Source organism: Kitasatospora sp. NPDC004531, from assembly GCF_053602195.1.
This window is the reverse complement of record NZ_JBSGDD010000021.1, coordinates 22,146-41,333: the sequence shown is the minus strand read 5'-3', so window position 1 is coordinate 41,333 and position 19,188 is coordinate 22,146. Positions and strand designations below refer to the sequence as shown.

The window sequence follows — 19,188 nt, the reverse complement described above, 5'->3', positions numbered from 1 at the left end:
GCTGGCCGGGCTGGCCGGCTCCGGGGTGGACGGCCCCGGGCCGTTCCTGATCGGGGTGCGCCACCACGCGCCGTCGCTCGCGGCCGCGCTGCCCGCGCTGCTCGACGTGGCGCGGCCGGACGCGCTGCTCGTCGAACTGCCCGAGGAGTTCCAGCCCTGGCTCGGCCTCCTCGCCGACCGGCGCACCGAGGCGCCGGTGGCCCTCGCCGCCGCGAGCGCGGCCGCCGACGAGGACTCCGGCCCGGCGTTCTACCCGTTCGCCGACTTCTCCCCGGAACTCGTCGCGCTGCGCTGGGCCGCGGACAACGGGGTGCCCGCCGTCGCCTGCGACCTGCCGCTCGCCCACCGCACCCCCGCGACCTGCGACGACGGCCCCGGCCCGCGCGGCCTCGCCGACGCCCTCCGCCGCCGCCTGACCGGCCGCCCCGACGAGGACCTCTGGGACCGCCTGGTCGAAGCCCCCGCCCCCGGATCCACCCCGGAGGAGATCCGCCGCGCCGCCCTCCTCGTCGGCTGGGCCCTCCGCCACGACACCCCGACCGTCGCGCCCCACGACCTCCAACGCGAGGCCTGGATGCGCACCCACATCCGCACCGCCACAGCAGCCGGCCACCGCGTCACCGCCGTCATCGGCGCCTACCACGCCCCGGCCCTCCTCGACGCCACCCCCGCGCCCACGGCAACTGCCGTGCCGTCCGCGGTCGTTGACCGCTCGGCCGCCGCTTTGCGGGCGGCAAACTCCTTTCAGCCGCAGGCCGTTGACACTTCGGCTGTCAGCACGCCCCCCGTGACTGCGCCGCCCTCGACGGCTGCCGTGTCGCCGACCGCTGCCATCCCTGCAACAGGGGCCGAGCCGTCGTCGGTTGCCCCGCCTACGGCAACTGCCGCGCCTTCGCGGGCTGTTGGGATCCCGCCTGCCGCCGATCCCATGTCTGCGGCTGCGCCCGAGGTCGCCGCCCCGCCCTCCGGTGTCGGCCGTTCGGCGGTCACCGAGCCTGCGGCAACGGCTGTACCCGCGCCAGCCGTTGGGATTCCGTCCGCCGCCGTGCCTGTGGCGGCAGCTGCGCCTGAGGGCAACGCGCCGTCCTCGGTCGTCGACCCTTCGGCCGCCCATCCGTCGCCGTCGGTCGCCTCGCCTGCCGTGCCTTCACGGGCTGTCGGGCTCCCGCCAGTTGGCGAGCCGGTGACGACGGCTGCGCCTGCGGCAACTGCCGTGCCCGCGCCAGCCGTTGGGCTTCCGTCCGCCGCCCGGCCCGACTCGCCGGCCGGGGCGTTCGTCGTGTCGCTCGTGCCGTACACCTATGCCCTGCTCGATGCCCGGTCCGGCTACCCCGCCGGTATTCGCGACCCCGAGTGGCAGCATGCCGTGCTGGCGGCCGGTGGGGATCCGGAAGGTCTGGGGGAGGTGCTGGTGAGGACGGCCGTGCGGGTGTGCGAGGCGTTGCGGCGGCAGGGGCATCCGGCGGGGCCGGGGGATGCGCGGGAGGTGGTGCGGGTGGCCGGGGACCTGGCGCGGTTGCGGGGGCTGCCGGGGGCCGGGCGGGGGGAGTTGGTGGAGGCGGTGCAGAGCGTGCTGGCCCAGGGGGAGCCGCTGGGGCGGGGGCGGGCGGTGGCCCGGGCGCTGGAGGAGGTGATGGTCGGGGCACGGATCGGCCGTCCGACCCCGGCCGCGCCGCGCACCGGTCTCGGGCCGGCCGTCGAGGCGCTGCTCGACGACCTCGGCCTGCCCGGCCCGGCCGAAGCGGCCGAACCCGGCCCGCGCGACCTCCGGCTCGACCCGCACCGCTCGCCGCTGGACGCCCGCCGGGAGCTGCTGCTGTGCCGGCTGGAGGTGTGCGGCGTGCCGTACGGCGAGTCGCTCGCCGTCACCGGCGCGGGCGGCACCGACGCCGTCGGCTCGCGCTGGCGCGTGCGGTGGACGCCCGCCGTCGCCGCCATGCTGACCGTCGCGGGGATGCGCGGGGTGACGCCCGCGCAGGCCGCCGAGGGCACCCTGCGCGAGCGGTCGCGGCGCGAGCGCGAGGCCGGCGGCTCGACGGCCCGGCAGATCATCGACGGTCTGGCCGCCGCCGCCGGCTGCGCCCTGCCCGCCCCGACCGCCGCCCGCATCGACCAACTCGCCGACGAGGCACCGGAGTTGGCGTCCCTCCCGGAGCTCCTGGACGCACTCGCCGTGCTCGACCGGTTCACCGCCGGACACTTCGCCGGCCCGGAGGAGGCCGCCCCGCTGCTGCCCCGGGCCGCCACCGCCGCCGAGCGGCTCACCGCGGCCGCCGTCCGAGGGCTGGAGGGCCTGGCCGGCTCCGACGAGGACGCCGACGCGCGTGCGCTGGTGGAGTTCGCCCGCCGGGCCGACCCGGACGGCGGCCTCCGGCTCGGCCACACCCTGCGGCGCCTCGCCGAGGACGGCTCGCCGCTGATCCGCGGCGCGGCCGGCGCGACCAGGGTGCTGCTCGGCCACCAGCCGCCCGCCGAGTTCGGCGACCGGGTCGCCTCCTGGGTGGACGCCGCCGGCGCCCCGGCCGGCCGGTCCGCGCTCGGCCGCGCCCTGGCCGGCCTGCTGACCGCCGCCGAAGGCCTGCTCGCCGCCGCCCCGGCCGCGCTCGAACCGCTGCTGGCACGCGTCACCGAACTCCCCGACGACGCCTTCCTCGACCGGCTGCCCGCCCTGCGCGGCGGCTTCGACACCCTCAGCCCGGCCGCCCGCGACCGCCTGCTCGCCGTCGTCGAGGAACGCCTCGGCACCCAGGTCGACACCCTGCCCGCCGACCTCGCCCCGGCCATCCTCGCGAGCTGGGCCGCCGCCGACCTGATGGTACGTCAACTCCTGGAGGAGCAAGGCCTGTTGCCGAAGCCGACCGACATGCCGGAGGCCCCCGGGGCGCCGCAGCTGCGCACCCGCCCCACCGCACTCCCGCCCGCCGACCGCTGGCGGCTGGTCCTCGGCCGCCACGGCACCGGCCGGGCGGCCCTCACCGGCCGCTCCGCGCGCCTGGCCGCCGCACTCGACGAGCTGTACGGCACCGGCCGCGGCGAGGGCTCCGGCCCCGCCGCCACCGGCGACCGGCGCGGCGGACGCGAGGCCCCGTACCCGGGCGTGCGGGAGTGGTCGGAGGAACTGGCGTCGCTGTTCGGGCCCGGCATCCGCGAGGAGGTGCTCGCGGCGGCGGCCGAACACGGCCGCACCGACGTGCTGGAGGCGCTCGCCCCGGAGGCCGTCCGCCCCTCCGTCGAGCTGCTGCGCACCGTCCTCCAGCACGCGGGCGGCCTGCCCGAGGCGCGGCTCGCCGCCCTGCGCCCGCTGGTGCGGCGGCTGGTGGACGAGCTGGCGCGCGAACTCGCCGACACGCTGCGCCCGGCGCTGACCGGCCTCACGCTGCCCCGCCCGAGCCGCCGCCCCGGCGGCCGGCTCGACCTCGACCGCACCATCCGGGCGAACCTCGCCACCGCCCGCCCGGCCGAGGGCGGCGGCACGCTGATCGTCCCGGAGCGGCCGGTGTTCCGGACCAGGGCGGCCCGGGCCAACGACTGGCGGGTGATCCTGCTGGTGGACGTCTCGGGATCGATGGAGGCGTCCACCGTGTGGGCCGCGCTGACGGCGTCGATCCTGGCGGGGACGCCCTCCCTGACCGCGCACTTCGTGGCCTTCTCGACCGAGGTGGTCGACCTGAGCGGACGCGTCGACGACCCGCTGGGCCTGCTGCTGGAGGTCCGGGTCGGCGGCGGCACGCACATCGCGGCGGGCCTGCGGTACGCCCGCGAGCTGGTCACCGTGCCGTCCCGGACGCTGATCGCGGTGGTCAGCGACTTCGAGGAGGGCTACCCGCTGGGCGGGCTGCTGGGCGAGACCCGCGCGCTGGCCGGCGCGGGCTGCCACCTGCTGGGCTGCGCCGCACTGGACGACACCGGAAAGGCCCGGTACTCGAAGGCCGTCGCCGAGCAGCTCGTGGCGGCGGGCATGCCGGTCGCGGCGCTCAGCCCGCTGGAACTGGCCCGCTGGGTGGGGGAGAAGATCCGATGACCGGGACCCGACTGCCCGCCGTGGCGGCCGAGGTGGTCGCCGAGGTGGTGGCGGCCCTGTCGCCGCGCCTCCAGAAGCGGCTGGACGGCGCCGCCGCCAAGTTCGCCGACCGCCCGGTCGAGCGAACCGGCGACGACTGGAACGTCCGGGTCGACGAGGAGACCGTGCTCACCCTGCACGCCCCCGCCGGCACCGTCCGCACCGCCGCCGACGTCCGCTGCGGCTGCCTGCTGGCCCCCAGCTGCCTGCACCGCGCCGCCGCCGTCACGGCCGCCCCGCTGGCCGCACCCGCCGAAGCCGAAGCCGAAGCAGCAGCCGAAGCCACCGCACCCGCCGAAGCCGCAGCTGAAGCCGCCGAAGCCGTTGACGCCGACGACCCGCCCGCACCGGAGCAGCCCGAGCCCCCCGCGGCGCAGCCGCTCACCCCCGCCGAGGCCGAGGCCGTCGCCCGCCTGCGCCGGGTCGCCGCCGACGCCCTCGCCGCAGGCGTCAGCGGTGCCGGCAGCGTGCTCCAGGCCGAACTGCTGCGGACCGCCCACCAGGCCCGGCTGCTCGGCCTGCACCGCCCGGCCGCGCTGGCCGCCACCGTGGTCACCCGGCTGCGCGCCGCCCGCTCCGCCGAACCCGACCACCGGCTCGCCGACCTGGCCGCCGCCCACCGCGAACTCCTGCACGCCACCACGCTGTCGGGCCCCCGGGAGCTGCGCGGCACCCCGCGCCACAGCTACCGGGAGGCCGGCTCGCTGCGCCTGTACGGGCTGTTCGCCGAGCCCGTGGTGTCCGCCACCCACGCGGGCGTGACGGTGTGGGTGGTGGACGCCGACGGCCGGCTGTCCACCGTCTCCGACGTCACCCCGCACGCCGACCCGACCGAGGCCGCGCCGCTCGCCAGGGCCGCCGCCGGCCGCCCGGTACGGCTCGGCGACGCGACGCTGTCGCACCACGACCTCGCCCGGGCCGGCCTGGTCGTGCAGGGCGCGACCCGCAGCGACTCCGGGCGGCTCGGCGCGGGCGCGAAGGTCCGGGCGGTGCGCGCCGACGGCACCGACTGGCACCGGCCGCCGGCGGCCCGGCTCTGGGAGGAGCCGCTGCCCGCCCAGCTGGCCCGCGCCCTCGCCGCCGACCGCACCCCGCCCGAGCTCCGCCCCGCCGGGTCGGACCTGCTGTTCCTGGACGTGACGCTGCTCGGCCCGGGCCCCGTCCCCGGCCTCGCGGCTCCCCAACTCCTCGCCGACTGCGGGGGATCGACGCTCGCCCTGCTGCCCGCCCAGGACCATCCGCGGCTCGCGTTCGCCGCCAACCTCGCGGCGCTGGCCTCGGCGCCCGGCCTGCCGCTGCGGGTGGTCGGCCGGCTGGAGCGCGCCGCCCACCCCCGGCTGCGCCTGCTGGCCGTCGGCACCGTCCCCGACCAGCCCGGCCTCACCCTGCCGGACGACCACCGGCACCGCGTCAGCCTCGGCCTGGAACGCCTGCAACGCGCGGATCTGCCGCCGGACCGCCCGGGCCCGCCGCCCCCGGTCCCCGTCCACGCCCCGCAGCCGCCGCTGCACCTGCTGACCCGGCACCTCGAACAGGCCGTCACCGGCGGCCGCCGCGCCCTGACCGGGAACCTCCCCGAGGCCCGCCGGCTGCGCGCCGCGGGCCTCGGCACCGCCGCCGACCTGCTCGCCGCGCTGCACGCCGCCGCGGCCGACCAGGAGCGCGACGCGTTCGGCCGGCTGCGCACCACCGACCACCTCGCCTTCGCCACCGCCTGGCTGGCCGCCGCCCACTACCGGGAGGAACTGCTCACCGCCCTGTGCGCGGCGGCCTGGCGGGCCGGGAGCACCGGATGATCCCGCCCCGCCCGCGCGCGACCGGACACGCCGTCAGGCGCCGGCCGCCTCGTGGAGCGCGCCCACCAGGGCGTCGACCTCCCGCGCCGTGTTGTAGACCGCGAGCGACGCGCGGACCGCACCGGTGACCCCGTACGCGGCCAGCGCCGGCTGCGCGCAGTGGTGCCCGGCGCGGACGGCGATGCCCCGGCCGTCGAGCAGGTCGGCGAGGTCCACGGGGTCGGCGCCGGCCAGCAGGAAGGTCAGCACGCCGATCTTTCCCGGTGCGGTGCCCAGCAGCCGGATCCCGGGCACGGTGGACAGGGCGCGCGTCGCGTAGGCGGTGAGCTGCTCCTCGTACCGGGTGGCGGCCGTGCGGTCCAGGCCCGCGAGGTACCGCAGGGCCGCCCGCAGGCCGGCCACGCCGGCGATGTGGCCGGTGCCCGCCTCCAGCCGGTGCGGCAGCGGCGCGTAGGACGTCCCGCCGAAACCCACCGTGTCGATCATGTTGCCGCCGCCCTGCCACGGCGGCATGGCCTCCAGCACCTCCCGCTTGCCGTACAGCACGCCGATCCCGGTGGGCGCGAACACCTTGTGCCCGGAGAAGGCGTAGAAGTCCGCGTCCAACTCGGCGACGTCCACCGGGAAGTGGCACACCGCCTGGGCGCCGTCGACCAGCACCCTGGCGCCCCAGCGGTGGGCGAGTGCGGTCATCTCCGCCACCGGCGGGACGGTGCCCAGGGTATTGGAGGCGTGGGTGAGCGCCACCAGTCTGGTCCGGTTGTTCAACAGGTCGCGGTAGGCGTCCTGGTCGAGTCGCCCGTCGGGCAGGAGCGGGATCGGCACCACCCTGGCGCGGCGCTCCGCCGCGATCAGCTGCCAGGGGACCAGGTTGGAGTGGTGTTCGGCGACCGACACGAGGATCTCGTCGCCCACGCCCAGGTGGGCCCGGCCCCAGCTCTGGGCGACCAGGTTGACGGCCTCGGTGGTGCCCCGGACGAAGACGACCTCGGCGGTGTCCCGGGCGCCGAGCAGTCTCGCGGCCTCCTCGCGGCCCTCCTCGTAGACCTGGGTGGCCTGCTTGGCGAGGGTGTGCGCGCCCCGGTGCACGTTGGAGGCGTCCCGCGCGTAGTGCTCGCCGACGGCCTCGGTGACCTGACGGGGTTTCAGCGTGGTCGCCCCGTTGTCCAGCCAGACCAGCGGACGGCCGTTCACCTCCCGGTGCAGCTGCGGAAAGTCCCGCCGCACCGCTTCGACGTCGAAGCCGGCGGGGAGCGGTGCGGGGGCCGGCGGGGTGGTCGGCGCGGGCTGCGGGGGCAGCCAGTACCGGGTGCCGGTCACGGCGTGCGAGAGCGCGGAGGGGAGCGGGAAGGCCCCGGCCGGGAACGGGTCCGCCGCCGGAAGGCCGGTCGGACCGCCCCGGCGCCCGTCAGGAGTAGTCATGGTAGGTCGACACCTCGACGTCCTGGAGCACACCGATCGCGTCGTCCACCAGCGCCGCCGTGGAGAAGTACGTGGTCATCAGGTACGAGGTGATGGCTTTCAGGTCGACCCCCATCGCGCGCACCGAGAGGCCGGGCTCGGCCTCGTCCGGCACCTTCGCCGGCCGCAGGCCGACCACGCCCTGCCGGTCCTCGCCGACGCGCATCAGCAGGATGTTCGTGGTGCCGGGCGCCGAGTTCGCCGAACCCTTGAGGTCGAGCTTGTCGGAGGGCAGCAGCGGCACTCCCCGCCAGGTCAGGAACGGGCTGCCGAACAGCTCGACGATCTGCGGGGGCACCCCGCGCCGGGTGCACTCGCGGCCGAAGGCGGCGATGGCCCGGGGATGGGCGAGGAAGAACGCGGGCTGCTTCCACACCCTGGCGAGCAGCTCGTCGAGGTCGTCCGGGGTGGGCGCGCCCTTGCGGGTGCGCACGCGCTGGGTGGGCGCGATGTTGTTGAGCAGGCCGAACTCGGGGTGGTTGATCATCTCCCACTCCTGGCGTTCGCGCAGCGCCTCGGCGGTCAGCCGCAGCTGGGCCTGCACCTGGTCGATGGTGGAGTTGAAGATGTCCGAGACGCGGGTGTGCACCTTCAGGACGGTCTGGGCGACGGCGAGTTCGTACTCGCGGGGGAAGTCCTCGTAGTCCACGAAGGTCTGCGGCAGGTAGGGCTCCCCGGTGTGGCCGGAGCTGAGGTCGATCGGCCGTTCGCGGTCGGCCCCGGCCGGCCCCTCGGTGCCGAGGATCTCCAGCTGGGCGCGCAACGCGGGTTCGCGGTCGGCGAGTTCGAGGAGCATCCGGCGGTCGGCGGTCAGCACGGTACAGTCGCTGACGGCCTTGACCCGGTAGGGCATCGGCTCGCCGGTCGCCCACGCGTGGGCGTCGAAGAAGTCGCCCTCGCCGAGGACGGCCACCAGGGCGTCCTGGCCGAACTCGCCGGCGGCACGCTTCTCGGCACGCCCGGCGACCAGGACGTACAGCTGTCCGGCGGGGGCGCCGGTGTCCACGATCAGCTCGCCGGGAGCCACCTCCCGCTGCACGAAGCCCTGCGCCAGCGCGTCGAGCAGGGCGCTGTCGAGCTGGCTGAGGAACCCGATCTCGCGCAGGTCCTCGGCGATCACCCGGGCCAGGCCGTCGACGCCGACGTCGGTGCTGATCAGTCCGTCGCCGAGGATGAATCCCCGACGGCGGTTGACCCGGTAGACGCCGGCCTCCAACTCCACCCAGGGCAGCACCCGCAGCAGGTAGCGCGGGGTGATCCCGAGCATCTGCGGCACGGTCTTGGTGGTGGTGGCGAGATTCCTCGCGGCGGACGTACTGAGGCTTTCCGGGCTCTGCCGGGTGGCATCGGTGGTCATGGCTGATCCGCTCCTCGCTGGGGTTCGGCCTGGGCTGGCCAAAGCTTCGGCTCGGCATGGCCCCGGCGGGCGCAGGACGGCCGGATTCCGGCGGAGGTTCAGCCGGTCGGCCGCCGACGCGTCGCCACGCGCAGCGGATCGGCGGCGGTGTCAGGCGGCGGGCCGCCCGACGGCCCAGTACGGCGCGGCGTGCGCCAGGGCGCGGCCCTCCAGGGCGGCCACCAGCCGTTCGAAGAGCTGTACGGCGGCGGGGCCCGACCAGTCGGCGGGCAGCACCTGCGGGGGCAGGCCCGGGTCGCGGAACGGGAGTTTGCGCCAGTCGTCGACCACCGCCAGGTAGCCGGTGAACGCCGCCCGGCCGTCCACGAAGGCGGCGTCGGCCAGCCGGTCGGCCTGCGCGCTGCGGGAGGCGATGAACTCCCGGTAGCGGAGGTCGAGTTCGGCCAGGTCCCAGCCCTTGCGGACCATCGCCGCGAGGTCCTGCCCGCCGACGTGGTCGCCGGTGAAGACGGCGCACTGGTCGGTCAGGTCGAGCTCGCCGATGGCGCGGACGGCGGCGGGCAGCATCCGGGCGGGGGCGATCCACACCGCCGCGCCGATGTTGCCGAAGCCGAGCGCGGCCAGGTGCGCCGTCAGCCGGTGCCGCTTGGCCCGTGCCGACTCCGGCACCGAGAAGTTGACCAGGCACCAGCCGTCGGCCAGGTCGGCGGGCTGCCGGGCGTGCCAGATCACCTCGTCGCCGGCGGCCAGCGCCTCCAGCGCGGCGGGCGTCAGCGCGTAGCCGCGCACGCCCGAGCGGGTCTGCGCCTCCAGCCAGCCGCGCTGCTTGAGCCGGAACACGGCGGTGCGGACGCTGGCGGCGTCCAGCCCGGCCTGGGTGAGCAGTTCGACGGCGCCGGCGATCGGCATCCAGTTGCCCAGCTTGCGGACGACGGCGCCGAGGAAGGTCACCAGCACCGTCCGGGAACGGCGCGCCGCGGTGGGCCGGGCGTCCAACGTCTCGCTCATCCCACCGAGTATGGCGGACGCCGGACACATGATCGGACCGCGGCCGGGCGGCTCACGCGGACACCCCGACCCGGCGCCCCGGCGTCCACCGCACGTGCTCCGGGCCCAGGACGCCCTCGCGCAGCAGCGACAGCCGGGGCGGCACCCGGTCGGTGCGCGAGGTCGGCGGGCGGCGGCGGCCGGGCCGCCACTGCACCGGCCAGTCGGCGCCGGGGCCCCGGTAGTCCTGTTCGGCGGCGGCGTGCAGCGTCCACTGCGGGTCGTACAGGTGGGTGCGGCCCAGCGCGCACAGGTCGGCGCGCCCGGCGAGCAGGATCGAGTTGACGTCGTCCCAGGAGGAGATCGCGCCCACCGCGATCACCGGCACGCCCGCCGGGGCGGCCACCCGGTGGCGGATCCGGTCGGCGAACGGCGTCTGGTAGGAGCGCCCGTAGGCGGGTTGCTCGCCGGCCGCGACCTGCCCGGTGGAGACGTCGATCGCGGCCGCGCCGTGCTCGACGAAGGCCCGGGCGATCGCCACCGCCTCCTCGTCGGTGGTGCCGTCCGGCAGCCAGTCGGTGGCCGAGACCCGCACCGTCACCGGGACGCGCTCCGGCACCGCCCGCCGCACCGCGTCGAACACCTCCAGCGGGAAGCGCAGCCGCCGCTCCGGGCTGCCGCCGTAGGCGTCGGTGCGGCGGTTGGCGGCGGGGGAGAGGAAGGAGGACAGCAGGTAGCCGTGCGCGGCGTGCACCTCGATCAGGTCGAAGCCGGCCTCGGCCCCGCGCCGCGCCGCCGCCGCGAAGTCGGCGACCACCCGGTCCAGGTCGTCCCGGGTCGCCTCGCGCGGCAGGTGGCAGCCCGGGCCGTAGGGCAGCGCGGACGGGCCGATCACCTCCCAGTTGCCGTCCGGCAGCGGCCGGTCGATGCCGTCCCACATCAGCCGGGTGGAGCCCTTGCGGCCGGAGTGCCCCAGCTGGAGGCCGATCTTCGCCGGGCTGTTCGCGTGCACGAAGGAGGTGACGCGCCGCCAGGCCTCGCGCTGCCCGTCGGTCCACAGGCCCGCGCAGCCGGGGGTGATCCGGCCCTCCGGGGAGACGCAGACCATCTCGCTCATCACCAGGCCCGCGCCGCCGAGCGCCTTGCCGCCCAGGTGCACCAGGTGGAAGTCGCCGGGGACGCCGTCCACCGCCGAGTACATGTCCATCGGCGAGACGACGATCCGGTTGTCCAGCTCCAGCGGGCCGATCCGCACCGGCTGGAACATCGCCGGACCGGGCCGCGACCCGAACGCGTCCTCCACCCGCGCGGCGAACTCCGCGTCCCGCTCCTTCAGGTTCTCGAAGGTGATCCGGCGCGACCGGGTCAGCAGGTTGAAGACGAACTGGGCGGGCTCCTGCTCGGCGTACATGCCGATGTTCTCGAACCACTCCAGGGAGGCCTGCGCGGCCCGCTGCGTCGACTCCACCACCGGCTTGCGCTCCGCCTGGTACGCCTCCAGGGCCGCCGCCGGCGTCGGCTGCTCGTGCAGGCAGGCCGCCAGCGCCAGCGCGTCCTCCATGGCGAGCTTGGTGCCGGAGCCGATCGAGAAGTGCGCGGTGTGCGCGGCGTCGCCCAGCAGCACCACGTTGCCGTCGTACCAGCGCTCGTTGCGCACGGTGGTGAAGTTCAGCCAGCGCGAGTTGTTGGTGCGCAGCCGGTGGCCGCCCAGCTCGTCGGCGAAGATCTCGGCGATCCGGGCGACCGCCCACTCGTCGGACTCGCCCGGCCCGAACTCCCGCCCGGCGGTGCGCTCGAAGCCCGCCCGGCGCCACACCTGCTCGGACATCTCCACGATGACGGTCGACCCGGTCGCCGAGTACGGGTAGCCGTGCACCTGCATGGTGCCCCACGGCGTCTGCTTGACGAAGAACTGGAACGCCTCGAAGACCAGGTCGGTGCCGAGCCAGATGTACTTGTTGGACCGGCGGTCGAGCGAGGGGCGGAACGCCCCGGCGAGCTCGGCGCGGACGGCCGAGTGCACGCCGTCCGCCGCCAGCACCAGATCGTGGCCCGCCCGCAGTTGGGCGATGCCCGGCGCCGGGGTGCGGTAGTGGACGCGCACGCCCAGCTCCGCCGCCCGCCGCTGGAGGATCCCCAGCAGCTCCTTGCGGCCCATCGCGGCGAAGCCCTGCCCGCCGACGGTGAAGCGCCGGCCGCGGAACTCCACGTCGATGTCGGTCCAGCGGGCGAAGCCGCGCTCCATCTCGGCGAGCACCGCCTCGTCCGCGCCCGCGATGCCGGTCAGCGTCTCGTCGGAGAACACCACGCCGAAGCCGAAGGTGTCCTCGGGGGCGTTGCGCTCCCACACCGTCACCTGGTGCGCCGGGTCCAACTGCTTCATCAGCGAGGCGAAGTACAGCCCGCCGGGCCCCGCGCCGACCACCGCGATCCTCATGCCGTGTCCTCCACCGCCGTGCCCTCCACTGCCCGGCGGAGCCGGAAGTGCTGGAGCTTGCCGCTCGGATTGCGCGGCAGCGCCTCGACGAACCGCACCTCGCGCGGGTACTTGTACGGCGCGAGCTGCCCCTTCACGTGCTCCTGGATGCTGCGCACCGTCGCCGGCCCCGCCGCCACGCCCGGCCGCAGCACCACGAACGCGCAGACCACCGAGCCCCGTTCGGCGTCCGGCGCGGCCACCACCGCCGACTCCACCACGTCCGGGTGGGTGTCCACGGCGGCCTCCACCTCCGGGCCCGCGATGTTGTAGCCGGACGAGACGATCATGTTGTCGCTGCGGGCCCGGAACCAGAACCAGCCGTCCTCGTCGCGGACGAAGGTGTCCCCGGTGACGTTCCAGCCGTTGACCACGTAGTCGGCCTGCCGCTCGTCGTCCAGGTACCGGCAGCCCACCGGCCCGATCACCGCGAGGCGGCCCTCCACCCCCGGCCCCAGCTCCTCGCCGTCCGGCCCCAGCACCGCCGCCCGGAAACCCGGCACCGGCCGGCCGGTCGCCCCCGGACGGATCTCGTCCCCCGCCGCCGATATGAAGATGTGCAGCAACTCGGTGGCGCCGATGCCGTCCACCACCCGCAGACCGGTCTCCGCCCGCAGCCGCTCCCACACCTCGCGCGGAATGTGCTCACCCGCGCTCACCGCGCACCGCAGACCCGAAAGACGCTGCGCCAGGCCCGACTTGACGATCTGCCGGTACGCCGTCGGCGCCGTCGCCAGCACCGTCACCCGGTGCTCCGCCACCAGCTCGGCCAGCTGCGCCGGCGTCGCCGACTCGGTCAGGAACGCGCACGCGCCCGCCCGCAGCGGGAACACCACCAGCATGCCGAGCCCGAAGGTGAATGCCAGCGGCGCCGTGCAGGCCACCAGGTCGTCCGGGCGCAGCCGCAGCGTGCACCGCCCGAAGGTGTTGTCGATCGACAGCAGGTCGCGGTGGAAGTGCACGGTGATCTTCGGGACGCCGGTGGTGCCCGAGGTCGGCCCGAACAGCGCCACGTCGTCCGCCGCCGTGTCCACCGCCGCGAACCGCCCCGCCTTGGCCGCCGCCCGCCGCACCAGGTCGTCCGGCGCGCCGCCGCCGACCGGCACCACCGGGACGCCGCGCACCTCGTCCAGGAAGCGGTGGTCCACCAGCGCCAGCGCCGGCCGGGTCTTCGCCGTGATCGGCCCCAGCTCCCGCTTCCGCAGCGCCGCCATGGTCGCCACCGCGATCCCGCCCGCCCGCAGCACGCCCAGCCAGGCCGCCACCGCCCACGGGTTGTTCGGCGAACGCAGCAGCACCCGGTTGCCCGGCACCAGCCCCAGGTCCTCGGCCAGCACCTGCGCGACCTGCGCCGAGCGCAGCTGCAGCTCCCCGTACGTCCACACCTCCCCGGCGGGCGTGCGCAGCGCCGGCCGGTCCGGGCCGAGCGCCGCCACCTGGCGGTCCAGCAGCTCCACCGCCGCGTTGAGGCGCTCCGGGTAGCGCAGCGCCTCGGTGGTGAACTCCAGCAGCGGCCACTGCCCGAGCGGCGGCAGGTGGTCGCGCGCGAAGGTATCCCGGTGCGCCGAGGCGGTCATCCGCCGTCCCCCGCCCGGATCATGCCCTCCTGGAGCACCGTCGCCAGATGCGTCCCGTCCGGCGTGAAGAACCGGCCCGCGCCGAGGCCGCGCCCCGACTCCGCCGCCACCGCCTGCTGCGCGTACAGCAGCCACCCGTCCAACTCGCCCGCCCGGGGCGGGCGGTGGAACCACATCGCGTGGTCCAGGCTCGCCGTCACCAGGCCCGGCCGGGCCCACGCCAGGCCCAGCACCCGCAGCACCGGCTCCAGGATCGTGTAGTCGCAGACGTACGCCAGCGCCGCCGCGTCCCGCTGCGCCGCGCTCAGCCCGTCCACCGGCCGCAGCGCGTCGAACGGCCGCACCCACACCGCCTGGTGGGGTGCGCGCCCGCCCTCGACGTCCAGGTACAGCGGGCCGGGCACGTGCCGCAGGTCGAAGCTGCGGCCCCGGGACCAGTACTCCTTGGCGGCGGCGGTCATGGTGCCGCCCTCGCGGTCGGCCAAGTAGGCGGCGGAGTCGGGCAGTTCCTGCGGGCCGGGCAGGCCGGCGGCGTACCGGTCGGGCAGCGCGGCGGCGTACCGGCCGCCGGCCTCGCCCGCCGCGAAGTTGGCCAGGCACACGTACAGCGCCTTGCCGCGCTGGTAGGCGCGCACCTGCCGGGTGGCGTAGCCGCGGCCGTCGCGCAGCAGCTCGACCTCGTGGCGGACCGGTTCGCCGATCTCGGCGGGCCGCATGAAGTAGGAGTGCATCGAGTGCAGCGCCTTGCCGCCTTCGACCGAGCGCATCGCGGCGGCCGCGGCCTGGGCGACCAGGTCGCCGCCGTAGGCCTTGGGCCACGGGCAGGGCTGGGTCGTCGCGACGAAGGCCAGGTCGAAGTGCTCGGGCGGGACGGGCTCCAGCGCGACGGCCGCGCCGAACAGCTCGGAGGTGGTGTCGGCCATCAGGGCCGCTCCAGCCAGTCGGGCAGCTCGGCGTCCGGCACCTCGGGCAGGTTGACCACGATGTTCTCGGGGGTGCGGGTGGTCATCCAGGTCAGCGGCCGGTTGCGGTCGAGGTTGCACTCCACGTGCGGCATGAACGGCGGGACGAACACCCAGTCGCCCTCGGACAGGTCCACGTAGTCGGCGAACTTCGCGCCGAAGTAGATCCGGCCCCGGCCGGACAGCACGTAGCCGCCGGTCTCCGCCTCGCCGTGGTGGTGCGGCACCGACCGGTAGCCGGGCTCGTTGCCGACCTTGCCGAACCACAGCCGGGTGGCCGGGGTGTGCTGGATGCTGATGCCGGAGATCCGGGTCGCGCCCGGCGACTGCCCGGTGTCCCCGGGCTCGGCGCCCGCGCGGGTGACCACCGGCACCACCAGGCCGCTCTCGGTGGCGTACGCCGAGTTGTCACCCTCCAGCAGGTAGGAGCGGTAGTCGGGGGAGTGGCCGGGGGTGGGGTCCATGGGAAGCTCCTCGTCGTTGAGGTTCCGCTCTTCTTCGGGTGGGGCCGTTCGGTCGGTGCGGCTGTTCAGTCGGTGAGGCGCACCCGGTTGCGCAGCGTGCCGATGCCGGAGATCGAGGTCTCCAGCAGGTCGCCGTCGGCCAGGAAGCGCTGCGGTTCGCGGGCCGCGCCGACGCCGCCGGGCGTGCCGGTGAGCACCAGGTCGCCCGGGCGCAGCACGGTGAAGGTCGAGACGTACGCCAGCAGGTCGGCCGGGTCGAAGACCAGCGTCTTGGTGCTCGCCCGCTGCACCTGCTCGCCGTCGACCCGGCAGACTACGTCCAGCCCGGCCGCCGGGTCGACCTCGTCGGGGGTGACCACCACCGGGCCGACGGGGCAGCTGCCGTCCCAGGCCTTGCCCTGCAGCCACTGGGTGGTGCGGCGCTGCCAGTCGCGCACCGAGACGTCGTTGGCCACCGTGTAGCCGGCGATCCCGGCCAGCGCGGTGGCCCGGTCGGCGCGGCGCAGCGTCGCGCCGACGACCACGGCGAGCTCGGCCTCCCAGTCCAGTTGGAGGCCGCGCGGCAGCACCAGGTCCGCCTCCGGGCCGGTCAGGGTGTCGGCGAACTTGGCGAACAGGGTGGGATGGGAGGGGAGTTCGTGGCCCATCTCGCGGATGTGCTCGGCGTAGTTCAGCCCGCAGCACAGCACCTTGCCGGGCGCGGGCAGCGGCAGCAGCGGGACGGCGCCGGGGAGCTCCGCGCCGGCCCACGCGGGGCCGCCGGCGCGCAGGAAGGCCGACAGGTCGGGGGCGGGCAGCGCGTGCCAGGCGTCCCCCTGGCGGACCGCGGCGCTGGTGCCGCCGTCCGGGTGAGCGACCGTTGCGAGCTGCATGGGAGGGACCTCCGCCTCGGCACCGCCGTCCGCCGCCCGGTGCCGGGGAGCGTTGTTTCAATGTTTCTGCGACCGTCACGGAACTGTCAACACCTGCTACCGTGTCGCACCGACGACGACACCCGACGGCACCAGACCCGCAGGAGTGCGCCATGGCGAGTTACTCGGCCCCCGTTCCGGTCAACCCCGCGTCGCTGCCCGCACCCCGCGGCTACTCGCACGGCACGCTCTGCGGCAACACCCTGCACCTCGGCGGCCAGACCGCGCTGGACGCGCGGATGCGGATCGTGCCCGGCGGCATCGTCGAACAGTTCCGCCAGGCCTTCGCCAACCTCCTTGCCACGCTTGCCGAAGCGGGCGGCCGGCCGCAGGACCTGGTCAGCGTCACCCTCTACCTGACCGACATCCCCGACTACCAGGCGCACGGCCGGCAGATCGGCGAGGTGTGGCGCGAACTCGCCGGGCCGGTCTACCCGGCGATGGCCGGCATCGGCACCACCGCGCTGTGGCAGCCCGAGGCGATGATCGAGATCCTCGGCGTCGCGGTCATTCCCGACGAGCGGCTGATCCGCCCCGCCGCGTCGTCCTGATCGCCGACGACCGCACGTCCGATCAGAACGGCGTCACAGTGCGCGGAAGATCCGGTAGGCGCTCTGGATGAAGCGGGCGTCGATGCGCGGGGCGGTGTTGGTGAGGGCCGCGAGGGCGGTGCCGCGCTGCGGGCAGAAGCCGACGAACGTGGTGAAGCCGCGGGTGCCGCCGGAGTGGAAGAGCACGTCGCCGTCGGCGGTCGGGCGCAGGTTCCAGACCAGGCAGATCCGGTCCGTGGAGCGCGGCTTGACCAGGCGCGGCCGCTGGACGTCGCGCAGCGCGGCGCCCAGCGCGGGGGTCGGGGCGGTGGCCGGGTCGAGCAGCGCGGAGAGGTAGCGCAGCAGGTCGCGCGGGGTGGAGCGGACGGCGCCCGCGCCCGGCAGGGCGGGGATCTGCCAGGGCGGCAGCGGGCGGCCGCGGCGGTGCCCGACGGCCGCGCCCGGCTCGCAGTCCGTCCCGCCGAGCCCCAGCGGCCCGGCGACCCGCTCGGCGAGCAGCGCCGGGTACGTGCTGCCGGCCCGCTCGGCGAGCACCCGGCCGAGCAGGCCGACCCCGAAGTTGGAGTACCGCACCCGGCTGCCGGGCCGGAATCCCAGGCGGGTCCGCTCCAGCGCGCGGTCCAGGTCGGCGGGCGAGAACGCCGCGTACGGGTTGCTGAGCCAGGCCGGCAGCGCCGAGCGCCGCAGGCCGGGCGGCAGCCGGGGCAGCCCCGAGGTGTGGGTGGCCAGGTGCAGCAGGGTCAGCGGGGTGTCCGCGACGGTGACGGTGTCGCGCAGGCCGACCCGGCCCCCGGCGGCCAGCTCGGCCAGCAGCAGGGCGGTGAACGTCTTGCTCACCGAGCCGAGTTCGAACCCGGTGTCGGGCGTGACCTCCGCACTGTGCGCGCCGTCCGTCCGGCCCCGGCACAGCAGCTGCTCGCCCTCGGCGGAGACGAGGGCGAGGGCGAGCGCCGCGTCGCCCGGCACGGTGCCGGCGAGCGTGGCCAGGTGCGGGTTCACCGCAGGGCGCGGGAGAGGGTCAGGGTGCCGACCAGGGTGCCGACCACGGCGGTGTGCTCGTTGGTCTTGAAGGCCTTCGCCGGGTCCTCCTCGACCGGGCCGAGGTCGCGCGGCAGCATGCCGTCCTCGCGCTGGGCGGCGGCCAGCCGCTGCCAGCTCTGCGGGTCGCAGACCGACTCGGGCAGGCAGGCGTCGACGATCAGCAGCTCGCCGAGCAGGTCCCACTGGCCGGTCTCCTGCCAGATGTCGACCCAGACCGGCAGCCAGTCGGCCAGGTAGTCGCGCATCGGCGCGGGCAGCCGGTCGGGGACGGCGCCCCAGTCGGTGAGGTGGAAGACGGTGTGGGTGACGTTGTAGCCGGTGATCCAGTCCAGCGCCCAGGGCTCCGGGCGCTCGCCGAGCCAGGTGGCCGCCGCGAGCGCGTCCCAGTCGGGCCGGCTGCCCAGGCCGATCACGTACCGGGCGTTGACCACGGCCAGCCGCCGGTTCGCCATCGACTCCAGGGCGTGGGTGGAGCGCAGCCCGTCCAGGCCGCGCAGCAGTTCCTCCAGCGCCGGGTGCCGGTAGCCGGCCCGGTGGAAGTGCCCGTACATCTCCAGCGGGTCGCTCATCAGCATGTTGCGGAACTGCCGCTCGTACAGTAGGTCGCCCTGGCGCAGCTGCTGCCAGCCGAAGTCGAGCAGCGAGCGGGCGTGCTCCCGGTCGGCGGGCCCGGCGACGGGCTCGCGCAGCACCAGGGAGGCCGCGAGCGCGGACTCGCCGATCGGCTTGTACGCGTTGTCGGGCTCGGAGATGTCGAAGTCCTCGGACGGCAGCACGCCGTGGCCCTGCTGGTGGGTGGTGCGCAGCCACTCCAGGCAGCCGGAGGCGAGGCGGCGGCAGTCGTCGAGCACGGCGGGCGGCATCATGAGGCGGCCAGCCGATCGGCGACGGCGAGGTCGAGGGCGCTGCGGGCGGAGCCGTCACCGGTCAGCACGAGCTGCCGCAGCAGCGGGCGCAGCTCCAGCGCGGGCGCGATGCCGGTGCTCTCCAGCCAGGCCAGCCAGCGGGCCAGCCGGGTGGCGGTGCGGTGGTCGCGCCGCAGCATGGAGCGGGTGGCGCCGCGGGCGAGGGCGAGCGGGTGCGCGCGGGCGATCCGGTGCACCGGGCCGTCCAGGGTCGGCAGGGCGAGCGGCGACAGCTGCGCCATCAGGACCGACCAGCGCTGCCAGCCGTGCTCGCCCGGTTCGGGCGGCGGCGGCGGATCCTCCACCGGGACGGACTGCCCGGCGCGTTGCAGGAGTTCGGCGGTGGCCCGGTCGCGCCAGGCGTGGACCTCGGACCAGTCCGGGGGGAAGACCCGGAAGGCCTCGGCGGCGCGGGCCGCGGTCTCCGGCGGGATCGGCGTGCCGGTGAGCAGCGCCGGGGCGAACACGTCCGGGCCGAGCACCCGGTCGGCGGCGAGCAGCGCCTGCGGATCGGGCTCGGCGGCGGGGGGAGCCGCGCCCTCGGCGCCGGTGAGAGCGTCGAGGGCGCGGCCTGCCGCCCACTCGGTCGCGGCGGCGAACTCCCGCTGGGGCGAATCGGTGAACGGCATGGTTGGTGCTA

General features: G+C 76.0%; 14 protein-coding genes. 3 read left to right on the top strand and 11 right to left on the bottom strand.

The genetic code is table 11. The annotated features are described in order from the left end of the window. The first annotated feature begins 10 nt into the window (after positions 1-10). Positions 11-4,021 (top strand): DUF5682 family protein, encoded by a 4,011-nt coding sequence (locus tag ACWEMJ_RS12175; RefSeq protein WP_452136957.1) that lies wholly within the window; start codon positions 11-13, stop codon positions 4,019-4,021. Continuing rightward, entirely contained in the window at positions 4,018-5,856 is a 1,839-nt protein-coding gene (locus ACWEMJ_RS12170; protein ID WP_452136916.1) for a hypothetical protein, read from the top strand. The genes ACWEMJ_RS12175 and ACWEMJ_RS12170 overlap by 4 nt, the downstream gene beginning before the upstream one ends. A gap of 33 nt (positions 5,857-5,889) precedes the next feature. On the opposite strand, the gene ACWEMJ_RS12165 is transcribed toward ACWEMJ_RS12170, so the two are convergent. The 8 genes from ACWEMJ_RS12165 to ACWEMJ_RS12130 form a co-directional block, all read right to left on the bottom strand. After that, entirely contained in the window at positions 5,890-7,278 is a 1,389-nt protein-coding gene (locus ACWEMJ_RS12165) for a SufS family cysteine desulfurase (RefSeq protein ID WP_452136915.1), read from the bottom strand. Beyond that, positions 7,265-8,674: a family 2B encapsulin nanocompartment shell protein gene (locus tag ACWEMJ_RS12160; RefSeq protein ID WP_452136914.1), complete on the bottom strand. Its 1,410-nt coding sequence runs from the start codon at positions 8,672-8,674 to the stop codon at positions 7,265-7,267. Before ACWEMJ_RS12160 ends, ACWEMJ_RS12165 begins: the two co-directional genes overlap by 14 nt. Positions 8,675-8,824: 150 nt before the next feature. After that, positions 8,825-9,682 carry a PaaX family transcriptional regulator gene (locus tag ACWEMJ_RS12155; protein ID WP_452136913.1) on the bottom strand — a complete coding sequence of 286 codons (858 nt, stop codon included), beginning with the start codon at positions 9,680-9,682 and terminating at the stop codon, positions 8,825-8,827. Positions 9,683-9,734: 52 nt separating this feature from the next. Then, positions 9,735-12,098 (bottom strand): bifunctional salicylyl-CoA 5-hydroxylase/oxidoreductase, encoded by a 2,364-nt coding sequence (locus ACWEMJ_RS12150; RefSeq protein WP_452136912.1) that lies wholly within the window; start codon positions 12,096-12,098, stop codon positions 9,735-9,737. Continuing rightward, complete coding sequence (locus ACWEMJ_RS12145) at positions 12,095-13,714, bottom strand: AMP-binding protein (protein WP_452136911.1); 1,620 nt, start codon at positions 13,712-13,714, stop codon at positions 12,095-12,097. Before ACWEMJ_RS12145 ends, ACWEMJ_RS12150 begins: the two co-directional genes overlap by 4 nt. Beyond that, positions 13,711-14,637 (bottom strand): acyl-CoA thioesterase, encoded by a 927-nt coding sequence (locus ACWEMJ_RS12140; RefSeq protein ID WP_452136910.1) that lies wholly within the window; start codon positions 14,635-14,637, stop codon positions 13,711-13,713. Before ACWEMJ_RS12140 ends, ACWEMJ_RS12145 begins: the two co-directional genes overlap by 4 nt. Then, positions 14,637-15,140, bottom strand: a complete 504-nt coding sequence (locus tag ACWEMJ_RS12135) for a cupin domain-containing protein (protein ID WP_452136909.1) — start codon at positions 15,138-15,140, stop codon at positions 14,637-14,639. Before ACWEMJ_RS12135 ends, ACWEMJ_RS12140 begins: the two co-directional genes overlap by 1 nt. Before the next feature lie 65 nt (positions 15,141-15,205). Next, entirely contained in the window at positions 15,206-16,012 is an 807-nt protein-coding gene (locus ACWEMJ_RS12130; RefSeq protein ID WP_452136908.1) for a fumarylacetoacetate hydrolase family protein, read from the bottom strand. 152 nt (positions 16,013-16,164) lie between these two features. On the opposite strand from ACWEMJ_RS12130, the gene ACWEMJ_RS12125 reads away from it, so the two are divergent. Further along, positions 16,165-16,602, top strand: coding sequence for a RidA family protein (locus ACWEMJ_RS12125; protein ID WP_452136907.1), 438 nt, complete (start codon positions 16,165-16,167; stop codon positions 16,600-16,602). Positions 16,603-16,635: 33 nt separating this feature from the next. Here ACWEMJ_RS12125 and ACWEMJ_RS12120 read toward each other — a convergent pair whose 3' ends face one another. The 3 genes from ACWEMJ_RS12120 to ACWEMJ_RS12110 are packed head-to-tail and all read right to left on the bottom strand — an operon-like array spanning position 16,636 to position 19,177. Then, positions 16,636-17,601 carry a serine hydrolase domain-containing protein gene (locus ACWEMJ_RS12120; protein ID WP_452136906.1) on the bottom strand — a complete coding sequence of 322 codons (966 nt, stop codon included), beginning with the start codon at positions 17,599-17,601 and terminating at the stop codon, positions 16,636-16,638. Continuing rightward, a complete protein-coding gene (locus ACWEMJ_RS12115; protein ID WP_452136905.1) occupies positions 17,598-18,509 on the bottom strand; it encodes a DUF6895 family protein in 912 nt (303 codons plus the stop codon). Before ACWEMJ_RS12115 ends, ACWEMJ_RS12120 begins: the two co-directional genes overlap by 4 nt. Beyond that, positions 18,506-19,177 carry a hypothetical protein gene (locus ACWEMJ_RS12110; protein WP_452136904.1) on the bottom strand — a complete coding sequence of 224 codons (672 nt, stop codon included), beginning with the start codon at positions 19,175-19,177 and terminating at the stop codon, positions 18,506-18,508. The genes ACWEMJ_RS12115 and ACWEMJ_RS12110 overlap by 4 nt, the downstream gene beginning before the upstream one ends. Positions 19,178-19,188: the final 11 nt, after the last annotated feature.

What these genes read in the sequence shown, in the direction of transcription:
- ACWEMJ_RS12130 (WP_452136908.1), bottom strand. Translation starts at nt 16,012, where the DNA reads ATGCAGCTCGCAACGGTCGCTCACCCGGACGGCGGCACCAGCGCCGCG.
- ACWEMJ_RS12150 (WP_452136912.1), bottom strand. Translation starts at nt 12,098, where the DNA reads ATGAGGATCGCGGTGGTCGGCGCGGGGCCCGGCGGGCTGTACTTCGCC.
- ACWEMJ_RS12140 (WP_452136910.1), bottom strand. Translation starts at nt 14,637, where the DNA reads ATGGCCGACACCACCTCCGAGCTGTTCGGCGCGGCCGTCGCGCTGGAG.
- ACWEMJ_RS12170 (WP_452136916.1), top strand. Translation starts at nt 4,018, where the DNA reads ATGACCGGGACCCGACTGCCCGCCGTGGCGGCCGAGGTGGTCGCCGAG.
- ACWEMJ_RS12160 (WP_452136914.1), bottom strand. Translation starts at nt 8,674, where the DNA reads ATGACCACCGATGCCACCCGGCAGAGCCCGGAAAGCCTCAGTACGTCC.
- ACWEMJ_RS12125 (WP_452136907.1), top strand. Translation starts at nt 16,165, where the DNA reads ATGGCGAGTTACTCGGCCCCCGTTCCGGTCAACCCCGCGTCGCTGCCC.
- ACWEMJ_RS12155 (WP_452136913.1), bottom strand. Translation starts at nt 9,682, where the DNA reads ATGAGCGAGACGTTGGACGCCCGGCCCACCGCGGCGCGCCGTTCCCGG.
- ACWEMJ_RS12115 (WP_452136905.1), bottom strand. Translation starts at nt 18,509, where the DNA reads ATGATGCCGCCCGCCGTGCTCGACGACTGCCGCCGCCTCGCCTCCGGC.
- ACWEMJ_RS12135 (WP_452136909.1), bottom strand. Translation starts at nt 15,140, where the DNA reads ATGGACCCCACCCCCGGCCACTCCCCCGACTACCGCTCCTACCTGCTG.
- ACWEMJ_RS12145 (WP_452136911.1), bottom strand. Translation starts at nt 13,714, where the DNA reads ATGACCGCCTCGGCGCACCGGGATACCTTCGCGCGCGACCACCTGCCG.
- ACWEMJ_RS12110 (WP_452136904.1), bottom strand. Translation starts at nt 19,177, where the DNA reads ATGCCGTTCACCGATTCGCCCCAGCGGGAGTTCGCCGCCGCGACCGAG.
- ACWEMJ_RS12165 (WP_452136915.1), bottom strand. Translation starts at nt 7,278, where the DNA reads ATGACTACTCCTGACGGGCGCCGGGGCGGTCCGACCGGCCTTCCGGCG.